The sequence below is a fragment of the Pandoraea capi genome (assembly GCF_902459735.1).
Lineage (GTDB): Bacteria > Pseudomonadota > Gammaproteobacteria > Burkholderiales > Burkholderiaceae > Pandoraea > Pandoraea capi.
In genome coordinates, this window is the sequence record NZ_CABPRV010000019.1 from 1 (window position 1) to 16,587 (window position 16,587).

13 protein-coding genes are annotated in these 16,587 nt (G+C 63.5%); 2 read left to right on the forward strand and 11 right to left on the reverse strand.

Translation table 11 applies throughout. From position 1 onward, the window contains the following. Positions 1-111 precede the first annotated feature (111 nt). The 7 genes from PCA20602_RS25195 to PCA20602_RS25225 all read right to left on the reverse strand — a co-directional run bounded on the left by PCA20602_RS25195 (position 112) and on the right by PCA20602_RS25225 (position 8,275). Positions 112-519, reverse strand: a complete 408-nt coding sequence (locus PCA20602_RS25195) for a RidA family protein (RefSeq protein ID WP_150723543.1) — start codon at positions 517-519, stop codon at positions 112-114. 2 nt (positions 520-521) lie between these two features. Then, positions 522-992, reverse strand: a complete 471-nt coding sequence (locus tag PCA20602_RS25200) for an acyl-CoA thioesterase (RefSeq protein WP_150723522.1) — start codon at positions 990-992, stop codon at positions 522-524. 68 nt (positions 993-1,060) lie between these two features. Then, positions 1,061-2,704, reverse strand: a complete 1,644-nt coding sequence (locus tag PCA20602_RS25205; protein ID WP_150723523.1) for an AMP-binding protein — start codon at positions 2,702-2,704, stop codon at positions 1,061-1,063. Positions 2,705-2,937: 233 nt separating this feature from the next. Continuing rightward, the gene (locus PCA20602_RS25210) at positions 2,938-4,122 is read right to left on the reverse strand and encodes an acyl-CoA dehydrogenase family protein (protein ID WP_150723524.1); all 1,185 of its coding nucleotides are present in this window, start codon (positions 4,120-4,122) and stop codon (positions 2,938-2,940) included. A gap of 4 nt (positions 4,123-4,126) precedes the next feature. Further along, positions 4,127-4,990 (reverse strand): enoyl-CoA hydratase family protein, encoded by an 864-nt coding sequence (locus tag PCA20602_RS25215; RefSeq protein ID WP_150723525.1) that lies wholly within the window; start codon positions 4,988-4,990, stop codon positions 4,127-4,129. 120 nt (positions 4,991-5,110) lie between these two features. After that, the gene (locus tag PCA20602_RS25220) at positions 5,111-5,923 is read right to left on the reverse strand and encodes an SDR family NAD(P)-dependent oxidoreductase (RefSeq protein ID WP_150723526.1); all 813 of its coding nucleotides are present in this window, start codon (positions 5,921-5,923) and stop codon (positions 5,111-5,113) included. A gap of 9 nt (positions 5,924-5,932) precedes the next feature. Then, positions 5,933-8,275, reverse strand: a complete 2,343-nt coding sequence (locus PCA20602_RS25225; protein WP_150723527.1) for a bifunctional salicylyl-CoA 5-hydroxylase/oxidoreductase — start codon at positions 8,273-8,275, stop codon at positions 5,933-5,935. A gap of 382 nt (positions 8,276-8,657) precedes the next feature. On the opposite strand from PCA20602_RS25225, the gene PCA20602_RS25230 reads away from it, so the two are divergent. Then, positions 8,658-8,981: a DUF5076 domain-containing protein gene (locus PCA20602_RS25230; protein WP_150723528.1), complete on the forward strand. Its 324-nt coding sequence runs from the start codon at positions 8,658-8,660 to the stop codon at positions 8,979-8,981. A gap of 30 nt (positions 8,982-9,011) precedes the next feature. Here the strand turns inward: PCA20602_RS25230 and PCA20602_RS25235 are convergent, their stop codons facing one another. Together PCA20602_RS25235 and PCA20602_RS25240 are read right to left on the reverse strand one after the other, a co-directional pair. Continuing rightward, complete coding sequence (locus PCA20602_RS25235; protein ID WP_150723529.1) at positions 9,012-10,373, reverse strand: MFS transporter; 1,362 nt, start codon at positions 10,371-10,373, stop codon at positions 9,012-9,014. Next, the gene (locus PCA20602_RS25240; protein WP_150723530.1) at positions 10,370-11,767 is read right to left on the reverse strand and encodes a M20 family metallopeptidase; all 1,398 of its coding nucleotides are present in this window, start codon (positions 11,765-11,767) and stop codon (positions 10,370-10,372) included. Before PCA20602_RS25240 ends, PCA20602_RS25235 begins: the two co-directional genes overlap by 4 nt. Positions 11,768-12,010: 243 nt before the next feature. Between PCA20602_RS25240 and PCA20602_RS25245 the strand changes: the two genes are divergently transcribed. Then, positions 12,011-12,928 carry a LysR family transcriptional regulator gene (locus PCA20602_RS25245; protein ID WP_150723531.1) on the forward strand — a complete coding sequence of 306 codons (918 nt, stop codon included), beginning with the start codon at positions 12,011-12,013 and terminating at the stop codon, positions 12,926-12,928. Between the two features lie 36 nt (positions 12,929-12,964). Here the strand turns inward: PCA20602_RS25245 and mdtD are convergent, their stop codons facing one another. After that, a complete protein-coding gene (gene mdtD, locus PCA20602_RS25250) occupies positions 12,965-14,422 on the reverse strand; it encodes a multidrug transporter subunit MdtD (RefSeq protein ID WP_425495717.1) in 1,458 nt (485 codons plus the stop codon). Positions 14,423-14,659: 237 nt separating this feature from the next. Beyond that, entirely contained in the window at positions 14,660-16,561 is a 1,902-nt protein-coding gene (locus PCA20602_RS25255) for a propionate--CoA ligase (RefSeq protein WP_150723533.1), read from the reverse strand. Positions 16,562-16,587: the final 26 nt, after the last annotated feature.

Genomic DNA, 16,587 nt, shown 5'->3' on the forward strand with positions numbered 1-16,587 from the left:
CCCTTTCTGCAGCGAGTTGGGTTTATGTCTGAGCGGCGGAAAGGGGCTCCGGCCCGTCAGGCGGGGGGTGTTCACCCGCCTAAAGCAAGCACTAACAAACGTAAAGAAAAATCAACCAGCAGGAACAACCGCAGTCACTTCGATCTCGACTTTGGCTTCGTCCTCGACGAGGTCGGCCACCTCGACGGCGGTCATGGCGGGGAAGTGGCGTCCGATAACGGCGCGGTAGTGTTCCCCGATGGCGGGATAATTCGCCACGTACTCGCGTTTATCCTTCACGTACCAGGTCATACGGACGATATGTTCCGGTTTGGCCTTCCCTTCGGCAAGAATCGCGACAATATTCTCGAGCGTCTGACGCACTTGAAGTGCGAAATCATCCGTCTCAAAGCGTTGCTGCGCGTTCCAGCCGATCTGACCGCCGACAAACACGATGCGGCTGCCTGCCGTCATCTCGAAGGCCATGCCGTTGGCATAGCCGCGCGGTTTCGCCCATTCGGGCGGTTGGAGAACTTGCAGCATCAGGACACTCCTTCAATCACAGAATCGGGTGCGGCAAAGCGCACAATCGCATTGCGCTGGGCGGGGGGCACGGCGATCGGGGCGGGACGACCGCCCTCGCCTTTCGCCACCCAGACCAGCACCAGCGTGGCTTGCAGGCGCGTCTCGTCGTCAGCGCCGGCGAACCGGATACGCAGAGTCATCGACGAGCGGCCGAGGCGGGTCACTTCGAGCGAGCGCACCAGCGTCTCGCCCAGAAAACTTGGGGCACTGAAACGGCATTCGATGTTGGCCGTGGGCACGCCCATACCATCGCGCAGATGCATCTCGCCGAATGACAGGTTGAGTCCTTCGGCGCACCAGTCCTCGACCAGATCGTTGATCATCTCGAAGTAGCGCGGATAAAACACGATGCCTGCCGGGTCACAGTGTTTGAACCGGACCAGCAACGGCTTCACGAAAGCATGTTCCGCCACGTTCGCCTGCGCCATCATTCCTCCCCTTTCACAAAAGTCAGTGGGTGCCCACTGGAGCCCCCACTACACCAATCGGCTTCGGCTTATTGCGCCATTTGCCGGAGCTTGAAGCGTTGCAGTTTGCCTGTCTCCGTGCGCGGCAGCGTGTCTACGAACTCAATCGCGCGCGGGTATTTATACGGTGCGATGTTAGCCTTCACATACTCCTGAAGCGTCTTCACCATCGCGTCGTCGTGGGGCTGCCCGGCCTTGAGCACCACATAGGCCTTCACGATCTGGCCGCGGGCTTCGTCGTTCGCACCGACCACACCGCACTCCGCCACGGCCGGGTGTTGCAGCAGTGCCGACTCCACTTCCGGGCCTGCGATGTTATAGCCTGCGGAGACGATCATGTCGTCCGAGCGGGCCTGATAGTAGTAATTGCCAGCTTCGTCGCACATGAACGTGTCGCCGGGCAGGTTCCAGCCCTGCTTCACGTAATTCGTCTGACGCGAGTCCGCGAGATAGCGGCACCCCGTCGGCCCTTTCACCGCCAGCTTGCCCACCTTCCCCGGCGGGAGCGGCTGCATGTTCTCGTCCACGATCATTGCGATATAGCCGGGGACCGGTTTGCCGATCGCGCCCGGTACGACATCGCCGTTCGCTGCCGAGATAAAGATGTGGATCATCTCCGTGCCGCCGATGCCATCGATCATCTCGATGCCCGATGCCTGCTTCCATAGCTGTCGGGTGGCGTCAGGCAGCGCCTCGCCCGCCGACACCGTCTTCCTCAGACTCGACAGATCGTACTTGCCGACGAGCGCGGCCATCTGGCGATAGAACGTCGGCGCCGTGAAACAGATCGTCGCGCGATAGTCAGCGATCGCTTGCAGCAGACTGTCCGGCGTGAGCTTTTCCAGCAGCACCGTCGCTGCGCCGACGCGCAATGGGAACGTCAGCAAGCCGCCTGTGCCGAAAGTGAACGCTAACGGGGGAGTGCCACAGAAGACATCGTCCGGCCCCGGCTTGAGCACGTGGCGCGGGAACAGATCGCACATTGCCAGCACGTCGCGATGAAAATGCATCGTGCCCTTCGGCTGCCCCGTCGTGCCGCTCGTGAAGGCGATCAGACAGACGTCGTCCACCGCCGTGTCGCAGGCGTCGAAGCTCGCCGGCTGACGGGCCATGCGGGCCTCCAGTGAGTCCTCACCAACGTCGTGAAAATAGACCACCTTCGACAGCACCGGGCAGTAATACTCATGCCCCGGCTGACGATTGAACTCCAGCTCCTCCTTGAGACGACCGTCACACAGCGCGGCACTCACTTCCGCCTTGTCGACAATCTGCTTGAGTTCCTTCGCGCGCAGCAGCGGCATCGTGGGCACGCCGACGAGTCCGGCCTTGATCACAGCGAGCCAGGCCGCAGCCATGAACAGATTGTTCGGGCCGCGCAGCAGCACACGGTTGCCCGGCACCAGCGCCATGTCGTTGCGCAGCACATGGGCGATGCGATCGACCATCTCGCGCAGACCGAGATAAGTCGTAGTCGTCGGCTTTCCATTTTCGACCGAAAAAATCGCAGGTGCGTCACCGCGTCCCTGTGCGATCGAGCGGTCCAGCAGTTCGGCGGCGCAATTGATGCGCGCCGGATATGCCACGTCCGGATTGTCGAGCAGAAACTCGGGCCACTGATCCGCAGGCGGCAGATTGTCGCGCGCGAAAGTGTCGAGATGTCCAGATCGTTCCATGTGCTTCTCCTTGCCCCCGGTAATCCAGCATGACGCCGACGCTACGCGTCAGACCCAGTCCTAGTGCTTCCAAGTGTTATTGCAAGACGCCATGCCATCCCTGTCTGCGTGGGTTGCCACTGCGCACATCACAAGTCCTGCCAAACCATGTTCCAGCCTGTGCCGCTGCCTGTGCCGCTGCCTGTGCCGCTATACGGCGCGACTTCCAAGTCCCGCACGTCGAACGCCAAAGATCAGTCGTCCTTGAGCAACTCGCGCGCGATGATCAGTTTTTGCACTTCCGTTGCCCCTTCGTAAATCCGCAGCGAGCGGATCTCGCGATACAGACGCTCCACCACCGCGCCCGACACCACGCCCGCACCGCCGAACATCTGCAAAGCCCGGTCGATGACCTGCTGTGCTGACTCCGTCGAGAACATCTTCGCCATCGCCGCTTCGCGCGTCGTGCGCTGCCCCAGCACGTCGCGCTGCCATGCGGCGCGGTACGTCAGCAAAGCCGCCGCGTCCACCGACGTGGCCATATCGCCCAACGCCGCCTGCGTCAGTTGGAAGTCGGCCAGCGTCTGACCGAACATCTTGCGCGACTTCGCACGCGCCAGTCCTTCGTCCAGCGCACGACGCGCAAAACCCAGCGCGGCTGCGGCCACCGACGCACGGAAAATATCCAGCGTCATCATCGCGACCTTGAAGCCCTGCCCTGCCTCGCCCAGACGTTGCGACGCGGGCACGCGGCAGTTCTCGAACTTCAGACGCGCCAGCGGGTGCGGCGCGCTCACGTCGATGCGCTCGGCAATCGTCAGCCCCGGCGTGTCGGCGTCGACCACGAACGCGCTGATGCCGCGCGCGCCCGGCGCTTCGCCCGTACGCACGAACACACAGTAAAAGTCCGCAATGCCGCCGTTCGAAATCCACGTCTTCTCGCCGTTCAGCACGTAGGCATCGCCATCCGGTGTCGCCGAACAGGCCATAGCGGCGACATCTGAACCGGCGTCCGGCTCCGACAACGCGAAAGCGGCAATCGCCTCGCCCGACGCCACGCGCGGCAGATAGCGCTGCTTGAGCGCGTCGCTGCCCGCGAGCGTGATCGCGCCGCTGCCGAGCCCCTGCATCGCAAACGCGAAGTCCGCGAGGCCGTCGTGACGCGCCAGCGTTTCGCGCAGCACGCAAAGCGCGCGCGAATCGAGTTTCTCCAGCGCACCGCCGTGACTGGCGGGCACGCAATACTTCAGCCATCCCGCGCGGCCCAACTGGCGCACCAGCGATACGCACGTCGCATCCGTATCGGCGTGATGATCGACCTTCAGCTCGCGCGTGCACCACGCGTCGAGCGTTGTGCCCAGATGACGGTGCGCATCTTCAAAAAACGGCCACGCGAGAAAATCGGCATTGCGGGCGTTGTGAGGAGTGATTGCGCTCATGACGTCAGTCGCCCTTGAAGACCGGCTTTTGCTTGGCGACGAAAGCGTCGTAAGCCCGGCGGAAATCCTTCGTCTGCATGCAGATGGCCTGCGCTTCGGCTTCCGCCTCGATGGCCTCGTCCACGCCCATGTTCCATTCCTGATGCAGCAACTTCTTCGTCACGCCGTGTGCGAAAGTCGGGCCGCAGGCGATCTGATCGGCCAGCGTCTGCGCAGCCGAGAGCACCGCGCCGCCGTCATGCAGCGCGTTGAAGAAGCCCCATTGCGCGCCCTCCTCGGCCGTCATCACGCGACCGGTGTAGAGCAATTCCGAGGCCCGCCCCTGCCCGATCATGCGCGGCAGCAACGTACATGCGCCCATATCGGCGCCGGCCAGTCCCACGCGCACGAAGAGGAACGCCGTCTTCGTTTGCGGCGTGCCCAGCCGCATATCCGACGCCAGCGCCACCATCGCGCCCGCGCCGGCGCAGATGCCGTCGATCGCGCTGATGATCGGCTGCGGGCAGGCGCGCATCGCCTTGACAAGATCGCCCGTCATGCGCGTGAAATCCAGCAGTTCCGGCATGCTCATCTGCGTGAGCGGGCCGATGATTTCGTGGACATCGCCGCCCGAACAGAAATTGCCGCCCGCGCCGGTCACGACGACCGTCTTGATGTCCGTCGCATAGACCAGCCCGCGGAACAGATCGCGCAGTTCCGCATACGAGTCGAACGTCAGCGGATTCTTCTTGTCGGGACGGTTCAGCGTGATCGTGCCGATGCTCGGACGCCCTTGCGCGTCGTTCGACACCGACCACAGAAAATGCCTGGCTTCGTAGTTCGCGAAGGGGCGCTTGTGATGCGCCATCGTCAGTTTCACGTCACTCATGGGCCAATCTCCTTTGGCAGCTTGCCTTTGACTTGCGCGCGGATCGCCTGGCTTCGGTGCGCGTATGAACAACGCTTGCCCGCCCGGCGGTCCTGCTCAATAAAATGACGACGGACGGCCTCAGCCGACCGTCACTTCCCCGCCGGCAACCGCAATCGACTGCCCCGTCATCGACGCGGCACCCGGCTGGCAGAGCCACAACACGGCGTCGGCAACCTCCTGGGGCTGCACGAGACGTGCCTGCGGATTGCGCTTGGCCAGTTCCGCGCGCGCTTCGTCTTCACTGCGGCCCGTCTTCGCGACGATGTTCGCCACGGCGTCGCGCACGATGTCCGTCTCCGTGTACCCCGGGCAGACGGCATTCACCGTCACCCCCTTCTTCGCCACTTCGAGCGCCAGCGCGCGCGTCAGACCGACCACGCCGTGCTTGGCTGCACAATAAGCCGTGACATACGGGTAGCCGATCAGACCGGCCGTGCTCGCCACGTTCACGATCCGTCCCCACCCTGCCGTGAGCATGGCGGGCAGCGCCGCCGAAATGCAGTGATACGTTCCCGTCAGATTGACGTCGATCATCTGCTGCCAGAGCTGGGCGTCCGTCTTGCCGAACGGGGCGCTCACCGCCTGTCCGGCGTTATTGACGAGCACCTGCACCGGGCCGAAGCGCTCGGTGGCGCGTGTGAATGCCGCTGCCACGGCGGTGGCATCGGAGATGTCGGCGCTCACCCATGCGACCTCACCGTGCGACGTCAGTGCGTTCACGCCTTCGGCGAGCTTGGCTTCGCTGCGTCCGAGCAACGTCACGCGCGCGCCCTGCGCGAGCAGCGAGCGGGCCACGGCTTCGCCGATGCCGCGCGCACCGCCCGTCACAAGCGCGTGTACGCCTTTGAGTGATGCCGGTGCCGTGGCGGTGGCACTTGTCGTAGACGTCATGAACTGTCCTTATTTACCGATCTGTTGAGCGTAGGCGGCAGCACGCTCCAGATTGGTCTCGTACTGACGTTTGCCGGCATAGTACTGCGACGGCCACGGCAAGTCCTTGTAGCCGATCTTCGCGGCTTCGTGCAGCGTCCAGAACGGATCGGCCAGATGCGGACGCGCCAGCGCGCAAAGGTCGGCACGACCGGACGCGATGATGCTGTTCACGTGATCCGCTTCGAAGATCGCACCGACGGCAATCGTCGGCACACCCGCCTCGTTGCGCACGCGATCGGCGAAGGGCGTCTGGAACATACGGCCGTAGACCGGCTTTTCTTCCTTGCTGACCTGCCCCGACGAGCAATCGATGAGATCGGCGCCGGCGTCCTTGAAGGCGCGCGCAATCGCGACGGCGTCGTCCGGCGTGATGCCGCCCTCGACCCAGTCATGCGCCGAGATACGCACCGACATTGGCTTCGCAGCGGGCCAGACGTCGCGCACGGCGTGGAAGACTTCCAGCGGATAGCGCAGACGATTTTCCAGCGAGCCCCCGTATTCGTCCCGCCGATGGTTCGTGAGCGGAGAGATGAAACTCGACAGCAGGTAGCCGTGCGCGCAGTGCAGTTCCAGCCAGTCGAAACCCGCTTCGGCGGCGCGGCGGGCCGCTTGCACGAAGTCGTCCTTGACGCGGTCCATGTCGGCGCGCGTCATCTCGCGCGGGGTTTGCGACACGCCGTCCATATAAGGCAGCGCGGAGGCCGAGATCAGCGGCCAGTTGCCGTCCTTGAGGGGCTGATCAATGCCGTCCCAGGCGAGGCGCGTCGAGCCCTTGCGTCCGGCGTGGCCGATCTGCATGGCGATCTTGGCGTCGCTGCCCGAGTGCACGAAGTCGACGATGCGCTTCCAGGCGTCGCGTTGTACGTCGTTCCACAGGCCGGGGCATCCGGGCGTGATGCGCGCGTCGGGCGACACGCAGGTCATCTCCGCGACGATCATGCCGGCGCCACCGAGAGCGCGACTGCCGAGGTGAACGAGGTGGAAGTCGCCGGGCACGCCGTCGACGGCCGAATACATCGCCATCGGCGACATCACGATACGGTTCTTGAGCGTGAGTTCGCGGGCACGGAACGGCGTGAACATCGGCGGAATCGCGTGCTGGCCGTCGGCGCGTTTCACACCCGCGTGTGCGGCGAGCCAGTCCTCGAAGCCTTCGACGTACGCGGCGTCGCGCACCCGCAGGTTCTCGTGCGAAATGCGTTGCGAGCGCGTGAGCAGCGAATAGGCGAATTGCTCGGGTTCGAAGCGGGCGTAACGATCGACAGTCTCGAACCATTCCGTCGAATTGCGTGCGGCGTTCTGGATCTTGAGCACTTCGATGCTGCGCACGGCTTCGTAGTCGGCCAGCACGCGTGGCAGCGCATCGATGCCCTGCGTACCGAGGCCGTCGGCCAGCGCGATGGCGTCTTCGAGGGCGAGCTTGGTGCCCGAACCGATGGAGAAGTGCGCGGTGTGCGCCGCGTCGCCCATCAGCACGACGGGAACGAGCTTGCCGTCGACGTCGGCCCAATGGACCCAGTGTTCGCAGATCACGCGAGGGAATTGAATCCAGATGGCGGAGCCGCGCAGGTGCTTGGCGTTGCTCATCAACTCGTGACCGCCGAGGTACTTGGCGAAGAGGTTCTCGCAGAACTTCACGCCGTCTTCCTGGCTCATCTGGTCGATGCCATGAGCGCGCCAGACCGACTCGGGCGTCTCGACGATGAACGTCGACGTATCGGCGTCGAACTGATAGGCGTGCGCCTGGAACCAGCCGTGTTCCGTCTTTTCGAAGGCGAACGTGAAAGCGTCGAAGCGCTGATGCGTGCCGAGCCAAACGAAGCGGTTCTGACGGGTGTCGATATCGGGACGATATGTGTCGGCGTAGCGGGTACGGATGCGGCTGTTGAGGCCATCGGAGGCGATCACCAGATCGGCCTGATAACGGCGGGCGATTTCCTGATCGTCGGAGACATCGGTCTCGAACACGAGTTCGACGCCGAGCGCTTCACAGCGGGCTTGGAGGATGTTGAGCAGCTTCTTGCGGCCGATGCCGATGAAACCGTGCCCGCCCGAGGTGATCGTGCGGCCTTCGAAATGGATATCGATATCGTCCCAATGGTTGAAGGCGGCGTTGATTTGCGCGGCACTTTCCGGATCGGCGACCTGAAGATTGTCCATCGTGGCGTCGGAGAACACGACACCCCAGCCGAACGTATCGTAGGGACGGTTGCGCTCCACCACCACTACACGATGGGAAGGTTCGCGAAGCTTCATCAACAACCCGAAATACAGACCTGCGGGCCCGCCACCGATACAGACGATATTCATCTCCAGCCTCCGGATTCACCGATCGCGTCGCGCCTACCCAAGCGTCCGATCTTTGTTAAATCGTAAATAGTTTATGCCTAAAATACTAGCGAAAAAAATTTGCGACGGCAAGGTCGGCGGCGGAAGGTGCTGCTTGGGGAGGGAAAGTCCTTAGATGGGGGAACGCGCAGAGACTGCGCTCGTCGCGCCTTGGTTTATCAGACGAAGACCAAAGCAATCTACGGCCGTTACCCGATGGGTTCGCGCAATGCGCCGCGTCATCATTGCCCCCTGTGCTGCGCAACGAGGCGTCAGCGCACAGCGTACGTGCCACCGCGCGTGGCACGCTCACGGAAGCGACCGAAGGCTTGGATGAGCCGATCAACCATCAGAGAGGAATTCGATGCACGCATGCCCCATCCCCGACGCCGTGTTGGCCGACAATGACGCCGTAGAAATGCTGCGTGTGTGGACGGCCGAGAAGGCGATGTATTGCTCGATGAAGGTCGGGATGTATCAGGAAACCCGCCAGATTTCGGAGGAGGCTGTCTGGGGCGTAATCCTCGCGGACGTTGCCAGACAAGTGTCGGACGCATTGCAGCGCGCCTATCCCGCTGCCCCTGGTACGCAAGCCGACTCGCTTGCCATGGTGCGGGACCATTTCCTCAACGAATTGCGCGCACCCTCCGTCGAGAGCACCGAAGATGCGCCTCAGCGACGTCACTGAAGCGCACTTTGCCTCGATGTTACGTTAAGTTTAGCGCGCCCCCATCCGCGTGCGCGCAATCAGCAACGTTGTCAGGCTGATCGCTGCCCCCACCATCAGATAGAGCCCGGGGGCCAGCTTGTTGCCCGTCGCCGCGATCAGCCAGGCGACGGCCAACGGGGTGAAGCCGCCGAAGATCGTCGTCCCGAGGTTGTAGCCCACGGCCATGCCGGTCGCGCGCGTTCGCGTCGGAAACAGCGACGACATCAGCGCCGGGATCGGCGCGAAGTACACCGCCTTCAATGTGCCGACCCACAACATCACCAGCATCATCGTCGCCAGCGAGGCATGTGCGTTCATGAACGCAAACGCCGGATACACCGTGCACAGGAACAGCACGCCCGCCACCAGCATGATGCGAATGCGTCCGACCTTGTCAGACCAGTGCCCGACGAACGGCGTGAGCGTCATGATCACGAACCCCGTGACCAACGTCGCAATGAAGCCCTGTGACGGCGGCAAACCGAGTTGCTTCGTGGCATATGTCGGCATATACAGAATCATGTAGTTTGCCGTCGTCGTCAGAATCAACGCGCCAATGGACACCAGCAGACGCGACTTCTGCGTCGCCAGCACCTCCCACACCGGCGACTTGTCCGGCGCCGCCCCATCCCCCGCTACCGTCTGCGCTGCCTGCTTCCGTGCGACATCCTTTGCAAACGCCGGCGTCTCGTCAACATACTTGCGGATGTACAACCCGATCGGCCCGACCAGCATCCCGAAGAGGAACGGAAGACGCCATCCCCAGGATTCGAGTTGCGGCTGCGTCAGCGCGCCGGTCAGCACGGCACCGAACGCCGATGCCAGCAGCGTGCTCGCGCCCTGACTCGCGAACTGCCAGCTCGACATGAAGCCCGGCCGGTTCGGCACATGCTCGACGAGAAACGCCGTCGAACTCCCGAACTCGCCACCCGCCGAAAAGCCCTGCATCAGACGCGACAGAAAGATGCCGATCGGTGCCCACACGCCAATCGCGGCATACGTCGGCATGAAGGCAATCAACCCGGTGCCCACCGTCATCATCGCAATCGACAACATCAGCGACGCCCGTCGACCATGTCGATCGGCATAAGCACCGAGCACGAATGCGCCCAACGGACGCGCCAGATACGACAGCGCAAAAGTGCCCAGCGCCATCAGCAACGACACGGTCTCGTCATGCGCCGGGAAAAACAGCTTCGAGATCGTCACGGCAAAGTACCCATAGACGATCAGGTCGTACCATTCCAGCGCATTGCCGATCGACGTCGCAACGATCAGCTTATAGACGGGCACCTCGCTACGCACCCCGGCCTTCGCGTCGCCGGACGCCTCATGTACCTGATCCGCCCCCGCAGCAGCAGTACTGTTCATCGCGGTTTCCCCTCTTTCAGGTTCACATCCCCCAGATCCCAGAACAACCCCGCCATGATCTGCAACGCTTCACGCGCGACCGATCCCAGCAAATGCTCGTCCGGCGCGTGCTGCGAACACGCCGGATAGGAGTGCGGCACCCACAGCGTGGGCAGGCTAAGCACGTCCGCGAAAACATCGTTCGGCAACGTGCCGCCAAGGTTCGGCAACAGCACCGGCGGCTTGCCGGTCGTCTCGCGCATCGACCCCAGCGCCCACAGCACCCACGGATCTTCCGGGTCGAGTCGCGTTGCCATCACCCCACGCTCGACCTCGACGTCCACCATCGGGAAGCCGTGCGCATCGAGGTGCGCGCGAACGATGTCGCCCAGACGCTCCCAGTCCGTGCCGACTACGAACCGGATCTGCATGTGCGCATAGGCATAAGGCGGAATCGCGTTGACGGGCTTCTCCGGATTGCCCGTCTTGAACGCCAGCACCTCGATGTTGTTCCAGCCGATCACGCGCTCGGTCGGCGTGAGCCCCGGCTCGCCATAGTCGACGTCGACCGCCGGATCGTTCGGACCGCCGCCGACTTCCAGCCCCGCCAGCGCGCGCCGGACAGATTCAGGCAGCGCCGGCGGACGCAGTCCCTCGACGAGAATCTTGCCGTTGCCATCGACCATCGACGCAATCGCATTGGCCAGCACGACGCCCGGATTGCGCAGCAAGCCGCCCCAGTTGCCCGAGTGATGACCGCCCTCGCGCAGGTTGAGACTGAGCTTGAAGTTGACGAGACCGCGCGAGCCGAGGAACACCGTCGGACGCGCCGCCGACAGACGCGGGCCGTCCGACGCAATCAACACGTCGGCGCGGAGTTCGTCGCACAATTGCTCGCAAATCGCATGCAAGCCCGGCGATCCCATTTCCTCGCCCATCTCCACGATCATCTTCACGTTGTAGCCAAGCTTGCCGCCACGCGCCGCGAGCACTTCGGCCAGCGCCGCCAGATTGATCGTGTGCTGGCCCTTGTTGTCCGCGGTACCGCGGCCATACCAGCGATCGCCTTCGACGACGATGTCCCACGGCTTAAGGCCGTCGCGCCACTGTGCGTCGTAGCCGCGCACGACATCGCCGTGGCCGTAGGTCAGCACCGTCGGCAATCCGTCGTCCTCACGACGCTCCGCAATGAGAAACGGCCCGCCGCCCGGCACGGGATTCGCCACGATTCGCGACGTGAAACCGAGCGCGGCAAGCGCAGGGGTCATCTCGTCCGAGAGGTACGCATGAAGGATGTCGCCGCTGTCCGCCTCCTGACTCTCGGTCTTGTAAGCGACGCGACGATTGAGGGTATCGAGGAACGCGCCCGAATCGAAATGGGCGGTGGCTTGAGTAATGGCTGCGCTACGGGTCACTGCTTGTCTCCAGATGGCTATGTGGGCACGGCGGCCGATCTCACACATCGCTGCGACGCGTGTCGGTAGCACGCTGCGGCACAACCGTTCAGGCCATTCTAGGAGTCGATATTTTTGACAACAATGATAATATTTCGAAGGTTTCTTTGCCGTTTCGGCAAAGCAAAACCGTCGATTTAGATGCCGTTCCACGCCCTTCCGCGACGCTTAGGTCTCGTCTCCGACCCTCATCTCTCGCTGGCCATGCAAACTCACGCCCTGCGTTACTTTCTCGAAGTCGCCCGGACCGGATCGCTCAGTCGTGCCTCGGAGCGGCTGCATGTCGCGGTGTCGGCGCTGAGCCGACAGATTGCCAAGCTGGAGGAGGATCTGGGCACGCCGCTGTTCGAGCGGCGCCCGCGCGGCATGGTGCTGAGTGAGGCAGGCGAGCTGCTCGCCGATCACGCGCGTCGCGTGTTGCTCGATGCGGAACGTGTCACCTCGGAAATTCGTGAGCTGACGGAAGTGGGACGCGCCACGATTCGCGTCGCCAGTGCGGAGGGCGTGGCGCGCGACTTTCTGCCACAGGTCTTCGCCCGCTTTCGCGAAACCTATCCCGGTGCGCATTTTCTGTTGGATGTCGTCTCACCGTTCGTTGCCACCGAGCGCGTACGCGACGGTGAAGCCGATATCGCCGTGTGTTTCAGTGTGGCGCCGGAAAAAGGCGTTCAGGTCGTCCACACCCAACCGGCACCGATTTACGCGCTGATGGCCAAGGCGCACCCGCTCGCCAAACGACGCGACATCGCACTCGCCGATCTTCTGCCGTATCCGCTGGCGCTATCGAACGCCGGCGTGACCATTCGCCAGATGTTCGACCTATGCTGCACGCTGGAAGGTCTGCTGTTCGAGCCCGTCTTCATCAGCAACTACCACGCGGCACTGCATAGCTTCGTGCGCTCAGGCAATGCCGTCACGCTCACCGGCCTGCTGACGGTGCGCAGCCGTCTGACGCCGGAAGGGCTCGTCGCTATCCCCATCCGCAACCCCGCCCTGCACCAGCGATCGCTGCAAGTGCAAACGATGGCCGGACGCACGCTGCCAGCGCCCGTCGAAGCGTTTCTGGGCCTGCTCATCGACGCGATTCGCGCGCCGGAGATTCTCGACAAACCATTCGCATAGTTTCGCGCAGGCTCGCACAATCGTCCGGCAAACCGCTCATTGGTGTTCGGGGGCCGCAGGCGACGCGGCCGCAGCCTGCGCGTGTGCATCGCCATCCTCGCTCCCCATCTGCTCCCGATCCGTTAGCTGCGCAAAGATCCAGGACGAGCAGCACGTGATCAGCCCCACGCACCCGAACGTCGCACGGAATGCTGGCAATGCGCCCACCCCGGCCGCCTCGCCGAATGCGCCGGTGAACGTGACCAGCAGCGCACCGCCGACCGTCAGGCCAAAACTCATGGCCAGCATCTGCACGAGCGAGAACAGACTGTTGCCGCCGCTCGCGTCGTCGGGATTCAGATCCTTCAGCGTGAGCGTGTTCATCGCAGTGAACTGAATCGAGTTGATGCCCCCGAGAATGCCCAACTGAACGATGAGCAACGGCACCGGATAGGTCGGTGTGACGAGCGAGAAGCTGGCGATCACGCAACCGGCAAGGATCGTGTTCCAGACCAGTACCGGCCGATACCCGTAACGCACGACCAGATACGTTGCGAGGCGCTTGGCAAAGATGCCCGTGATCGTGATCGGCAGCATCAGCAACCCCGCCTCGAACGCCGAGTAGCCGAGACTCACCTGCAACAGTAAAGGCACGAGATACGGTACGGCCGCGATCCCGATACGCGCAAAGAGATTGCCGAGCAACCCGACGCTGAACGTGTGCACCTTGAACATCGCCAGCGAGAACAACGGCTGCGGCGCGCGATTCGCGTACAGTCCGTAAGCGACGAACCCCGCGAAACCCAGCACCAGCAACACCAGCATCAACGCATGCGCCCCCGCAATGTCCGCATGGCGATCGAGCGCCAGCGACGTCGCCACCATCCCCACCGACAGCAGCAAATACCCTTTGATGTCGAACGACGTTCGATGCGGCGCACGCGCATTGGCCAGGAATAAGTGCGCAGCGATGCATCCCGCCACGCCCACCGGCACGTTGATCAGAAACACCCAATGCCACGACGCCACCTTGACGAGCCACCCGCCCAGCGTCGGCCCGATCAGCGGTCCGATCATGCCCGGCACGGCCACGAACGCGAGCGCCTGCAAGTACTGTTCGCGCGGGAACGTGCGCAACACGGCGAGACGCCCGACCGGCAACAGCATCGCCCCGCCGAATCCCTGCACGATGCGCCACACGACCAGCGCCTCGAGCGTGCCGGAATAAGCGCACATCGCCGAGCCGATGGAGAAAATCGTCAACGCACTGGAGAACACGACGCGCGTGCCGAGTCGATCCGCGAGCCAGCCGGACAAAGGAATCGTCACCGCCATCGTAAGCGCATAGGCGATGACGACAGCCTGCATGTGCAGCGGGGATTGACCAAGATCGCGCGCCATCGCGGGCAATGCCGTGTTGACGATGGTCGAGTCGAGCGTCTGCATGAAGAAGCCGACGGAGACCACGAGAAGCATGGCTTTCTGCCGCCAGGCGGCCGGATGGGATGATGTCATGTCGATGAGAGAGGAACGGGCATGAGCACCTGGGCATCATACCGGTGTTGCCCGGCGTGCTGTCGCAATGCGACGCCGGTTATCGATATCGAAACACATTCGCCATCCAAATGCACTGCGGCGCAGTCCGAAAAATCGGCTGCGCCGCAGCTTGACGTCCTCAGTCGTCTGTCCCGCCGTCTTACTGAATCACTTCGTCACGCGCTACACGTAGCGTGTGCGTCCTACCGTCATGCGTCAGGTGCCCTTCACCGCGTCGCGCACCTGCTCCAGCGCGGCCGGATCCTCGATCGTGATCAGATCGCCGGTCTCGCGTCCCTCGCAGATCGCCTGAATGGCGCGGCGAAGCAACTTGCCGGAGCGTGTCTTGGGCAGCATCGAGACGAAGAACACGCGAGCCGGACGCGCCACCGCACCCAACTGCTTGTCCACTGTCTTCATCACGTCGCCTTCGAGCGCCAGACGTGCCTGCGTCGTCGCCACCTCCTCCGGTCGACGCAGCACCGCGAAGGCCATCGCCACCTGCCCCTTGAGCGCGTCCTGCACGCCGATCACGGCGACCTCGGCCACCGCCGGATGACTGGCGATGCTCTCCTCGATCTCACGCGAACCGAGCCGGTGCCCGGCCACATTGATGACGTCGTCGGTGCGCCCGAGAATGAAGTAGTAGCCATCCTCGTCGCGCACGCCCCAGTCGAAGCTCGAATACAGCATGCGCCCCGGCACCGTCTGCCAGTACGTCTTGACGAAGCGCTCGTCGTCGCCCCACAGCGTGCTCAGACATCCCGGCGGCATCGGCCCTTCGATGGCCAGCACGCCCTTCTCGTTCGGGCCGCAGTCCTCGCCCGTTGCTTCGTTGACGAGCTTCACGTCGTAGCCGTACACCGGTTTGCCGGGCGATCCGAGCTTGCCCGGCAGGACTTCCACCCCTCGTGCCATGCCCAGGATCGGCCAGCCCGTCTCCGTCTGCCAGTAGTTGTCGACGACCGGCTTGCCGACGCCTTCGGTCAGCCATCGCGCCGTCGGTTCGTCCAGCGGTTCGCCGGCAAGGAAGATGAGACGCAGCGACGACAGGTCGTACTGCGTCAGATAGGCAGGATCCTGCTTCTTGAGCACACGAATCGCCGTCGGCGCGGTGAACAGTTGCGTCACCTTGTACTTCTCGACGATACGCCACCAGATACCGCCGTCGGGACGAATCGGCGTGCCTTCGTACATGACCGTCGCAATGCCCGCGAGCAGCGGCGCGTAGACGATATAGCTGTGCCCGACCACCCAGCCGATGTCGGACGCGCAGAACATCGTGTCGCCCGGCTTCGCGCAGAAGATGTGCTGCATCGACGAGGCCAGCGCAACCGCATAGCCCCCGGTGTCACGCTGCACGCCCTTCGGTTTGCCCGTGGTGCCCGAGGTGTACAGCACGTAGGACGGATCGCTGGATTCCATCCATTCGCAGGGCACGAACGCGTCGAGATGCTGCTCGCGCAGCGGGGCATAGTCGACGTCGCGGCCCGCCACGCGCGTCATGGACGCGAGCCCGCGATCGATCAGCAGCACGCTCGACGGCTTGTGCTGCGCGAGCGTAATGCCCTCGTCGAGCAGCGGCTTGTACGGCACGACCTTGCCGTTGCGCGAACCGGCATCGGCGGACACGATGACCTTCGGGCGCGCGTCGTCGATGCGCGCGGCGAGGTTCACCGACGCGAAACCGCCGAACACCACCGAGTGAATCGCCCCGAGCCGGGTGCAGGCGAGCATCGCGAACAGCGCTTCGGGCACCATCGGCATGTAGATCAGCACCCGCTCGCCGCGCGCCACGCCCAACGATTGCAGCGACGCCGCCATGCGATTGACCTCGGCGGAGAGTTCGTCGTACGTATAGACACGCTCCTGTTCCGTCTCGGTCGACACCCACACCAGTGCGTTTTGCGTGCCGCGTGACGGCAGGTGACGATCGACGGCGTTGTGGCAGATGTTGGTCCGTCCGCCGACGAACCAGCGCGCGAATGGCGGCTTGTCGTATTCGAGCACCTGATCGAACGGCGTCTCCCAATCGATCAGTCTGGCCTGCTCCTCCCAAAAGGCCGCACGCGAGTCCGGCGCAATCGAACGGGCGTGAAACGACGCATACGAAGTCATGGTGTCTCCTTCCACTTATTGTGCGT

Coding starts and splice junctions, on each gene's coding strand:
- PCA20602_RS25215 (WP_150723525.1), bottom strand. CDS start 4,990: ATGAGTGACGTGAAACTGACGATGGCGCATCACAAGCGCCCCTTCGCG.
- PCA20602_RS25210 (WP_150723524.1), bottom strand. CDS start 4,122: ATGAGCGCAATCACTCCTCACAACGCCCGCAATGCCGATTTTCTCGCG.
- PCA20602_RS25220 (WP_150723526.1), bottom strand. CDS start 5,923: ATGACGTCTACGACAAGTGCCACCGCCACGGCACCGGCATCACTCAAA.
- PCA20602_RS25205 (WP_150723523.1), bottom strand. CDS start 2,704: ATGGAACGATCTGGACATCTCGACACTTTCGCGCGCGACAATCTGCCG.
- PCA20602_RS25225 (WP_150723527.1), bottom strand. CDS start 8,275: ATGAATATCGTCTGTATCGGTGGCGGGCCCGCAGGTCTGTATTTCGGG.
- PCA20602_RS25230 (WP_150723528.1), top strand. CDS start 8,658: ATGCACGCATGCCCCATCCCCGACGCCGTGTTGGCCGACAATGACGCC.
- PCA20602_RS25255 (WP_150723533.1), bottom strand. CDS start 16,561: ATGACTTCGTATGCGTCGTTTCACGCCCGTTCGATTGCGCCGGACTCG.
- mdtD (WP_425495717.1), bottom strand. CDS start 14,422: ATGACATCATCCCATCCGGCCGCCTGGCGGCAGAAAGCCATGCTTCTC.
- PCA20602_RS25235 (WP_150723529.1), bottom strand. CDS start 10,373: ATGAACAGTACTGCTGCTGCGGGGGCGGATCAGGTACATGAGGCGTCC.
- PCA20602_RS25245 (WP_150723531.1), top strand. CDS start 12,011: ATGCAAACTCACGCCCTGCGTTACTTTCTCGAAGTCGCCCGGACCGGA.
- PCA20602_RS25200 (WP_150723522.1), bottom strand. CDS start 992: ATGGCGCAGGCGAACGTGGCGGAACATGCTTTCGTGAAGCCGTTGCTG.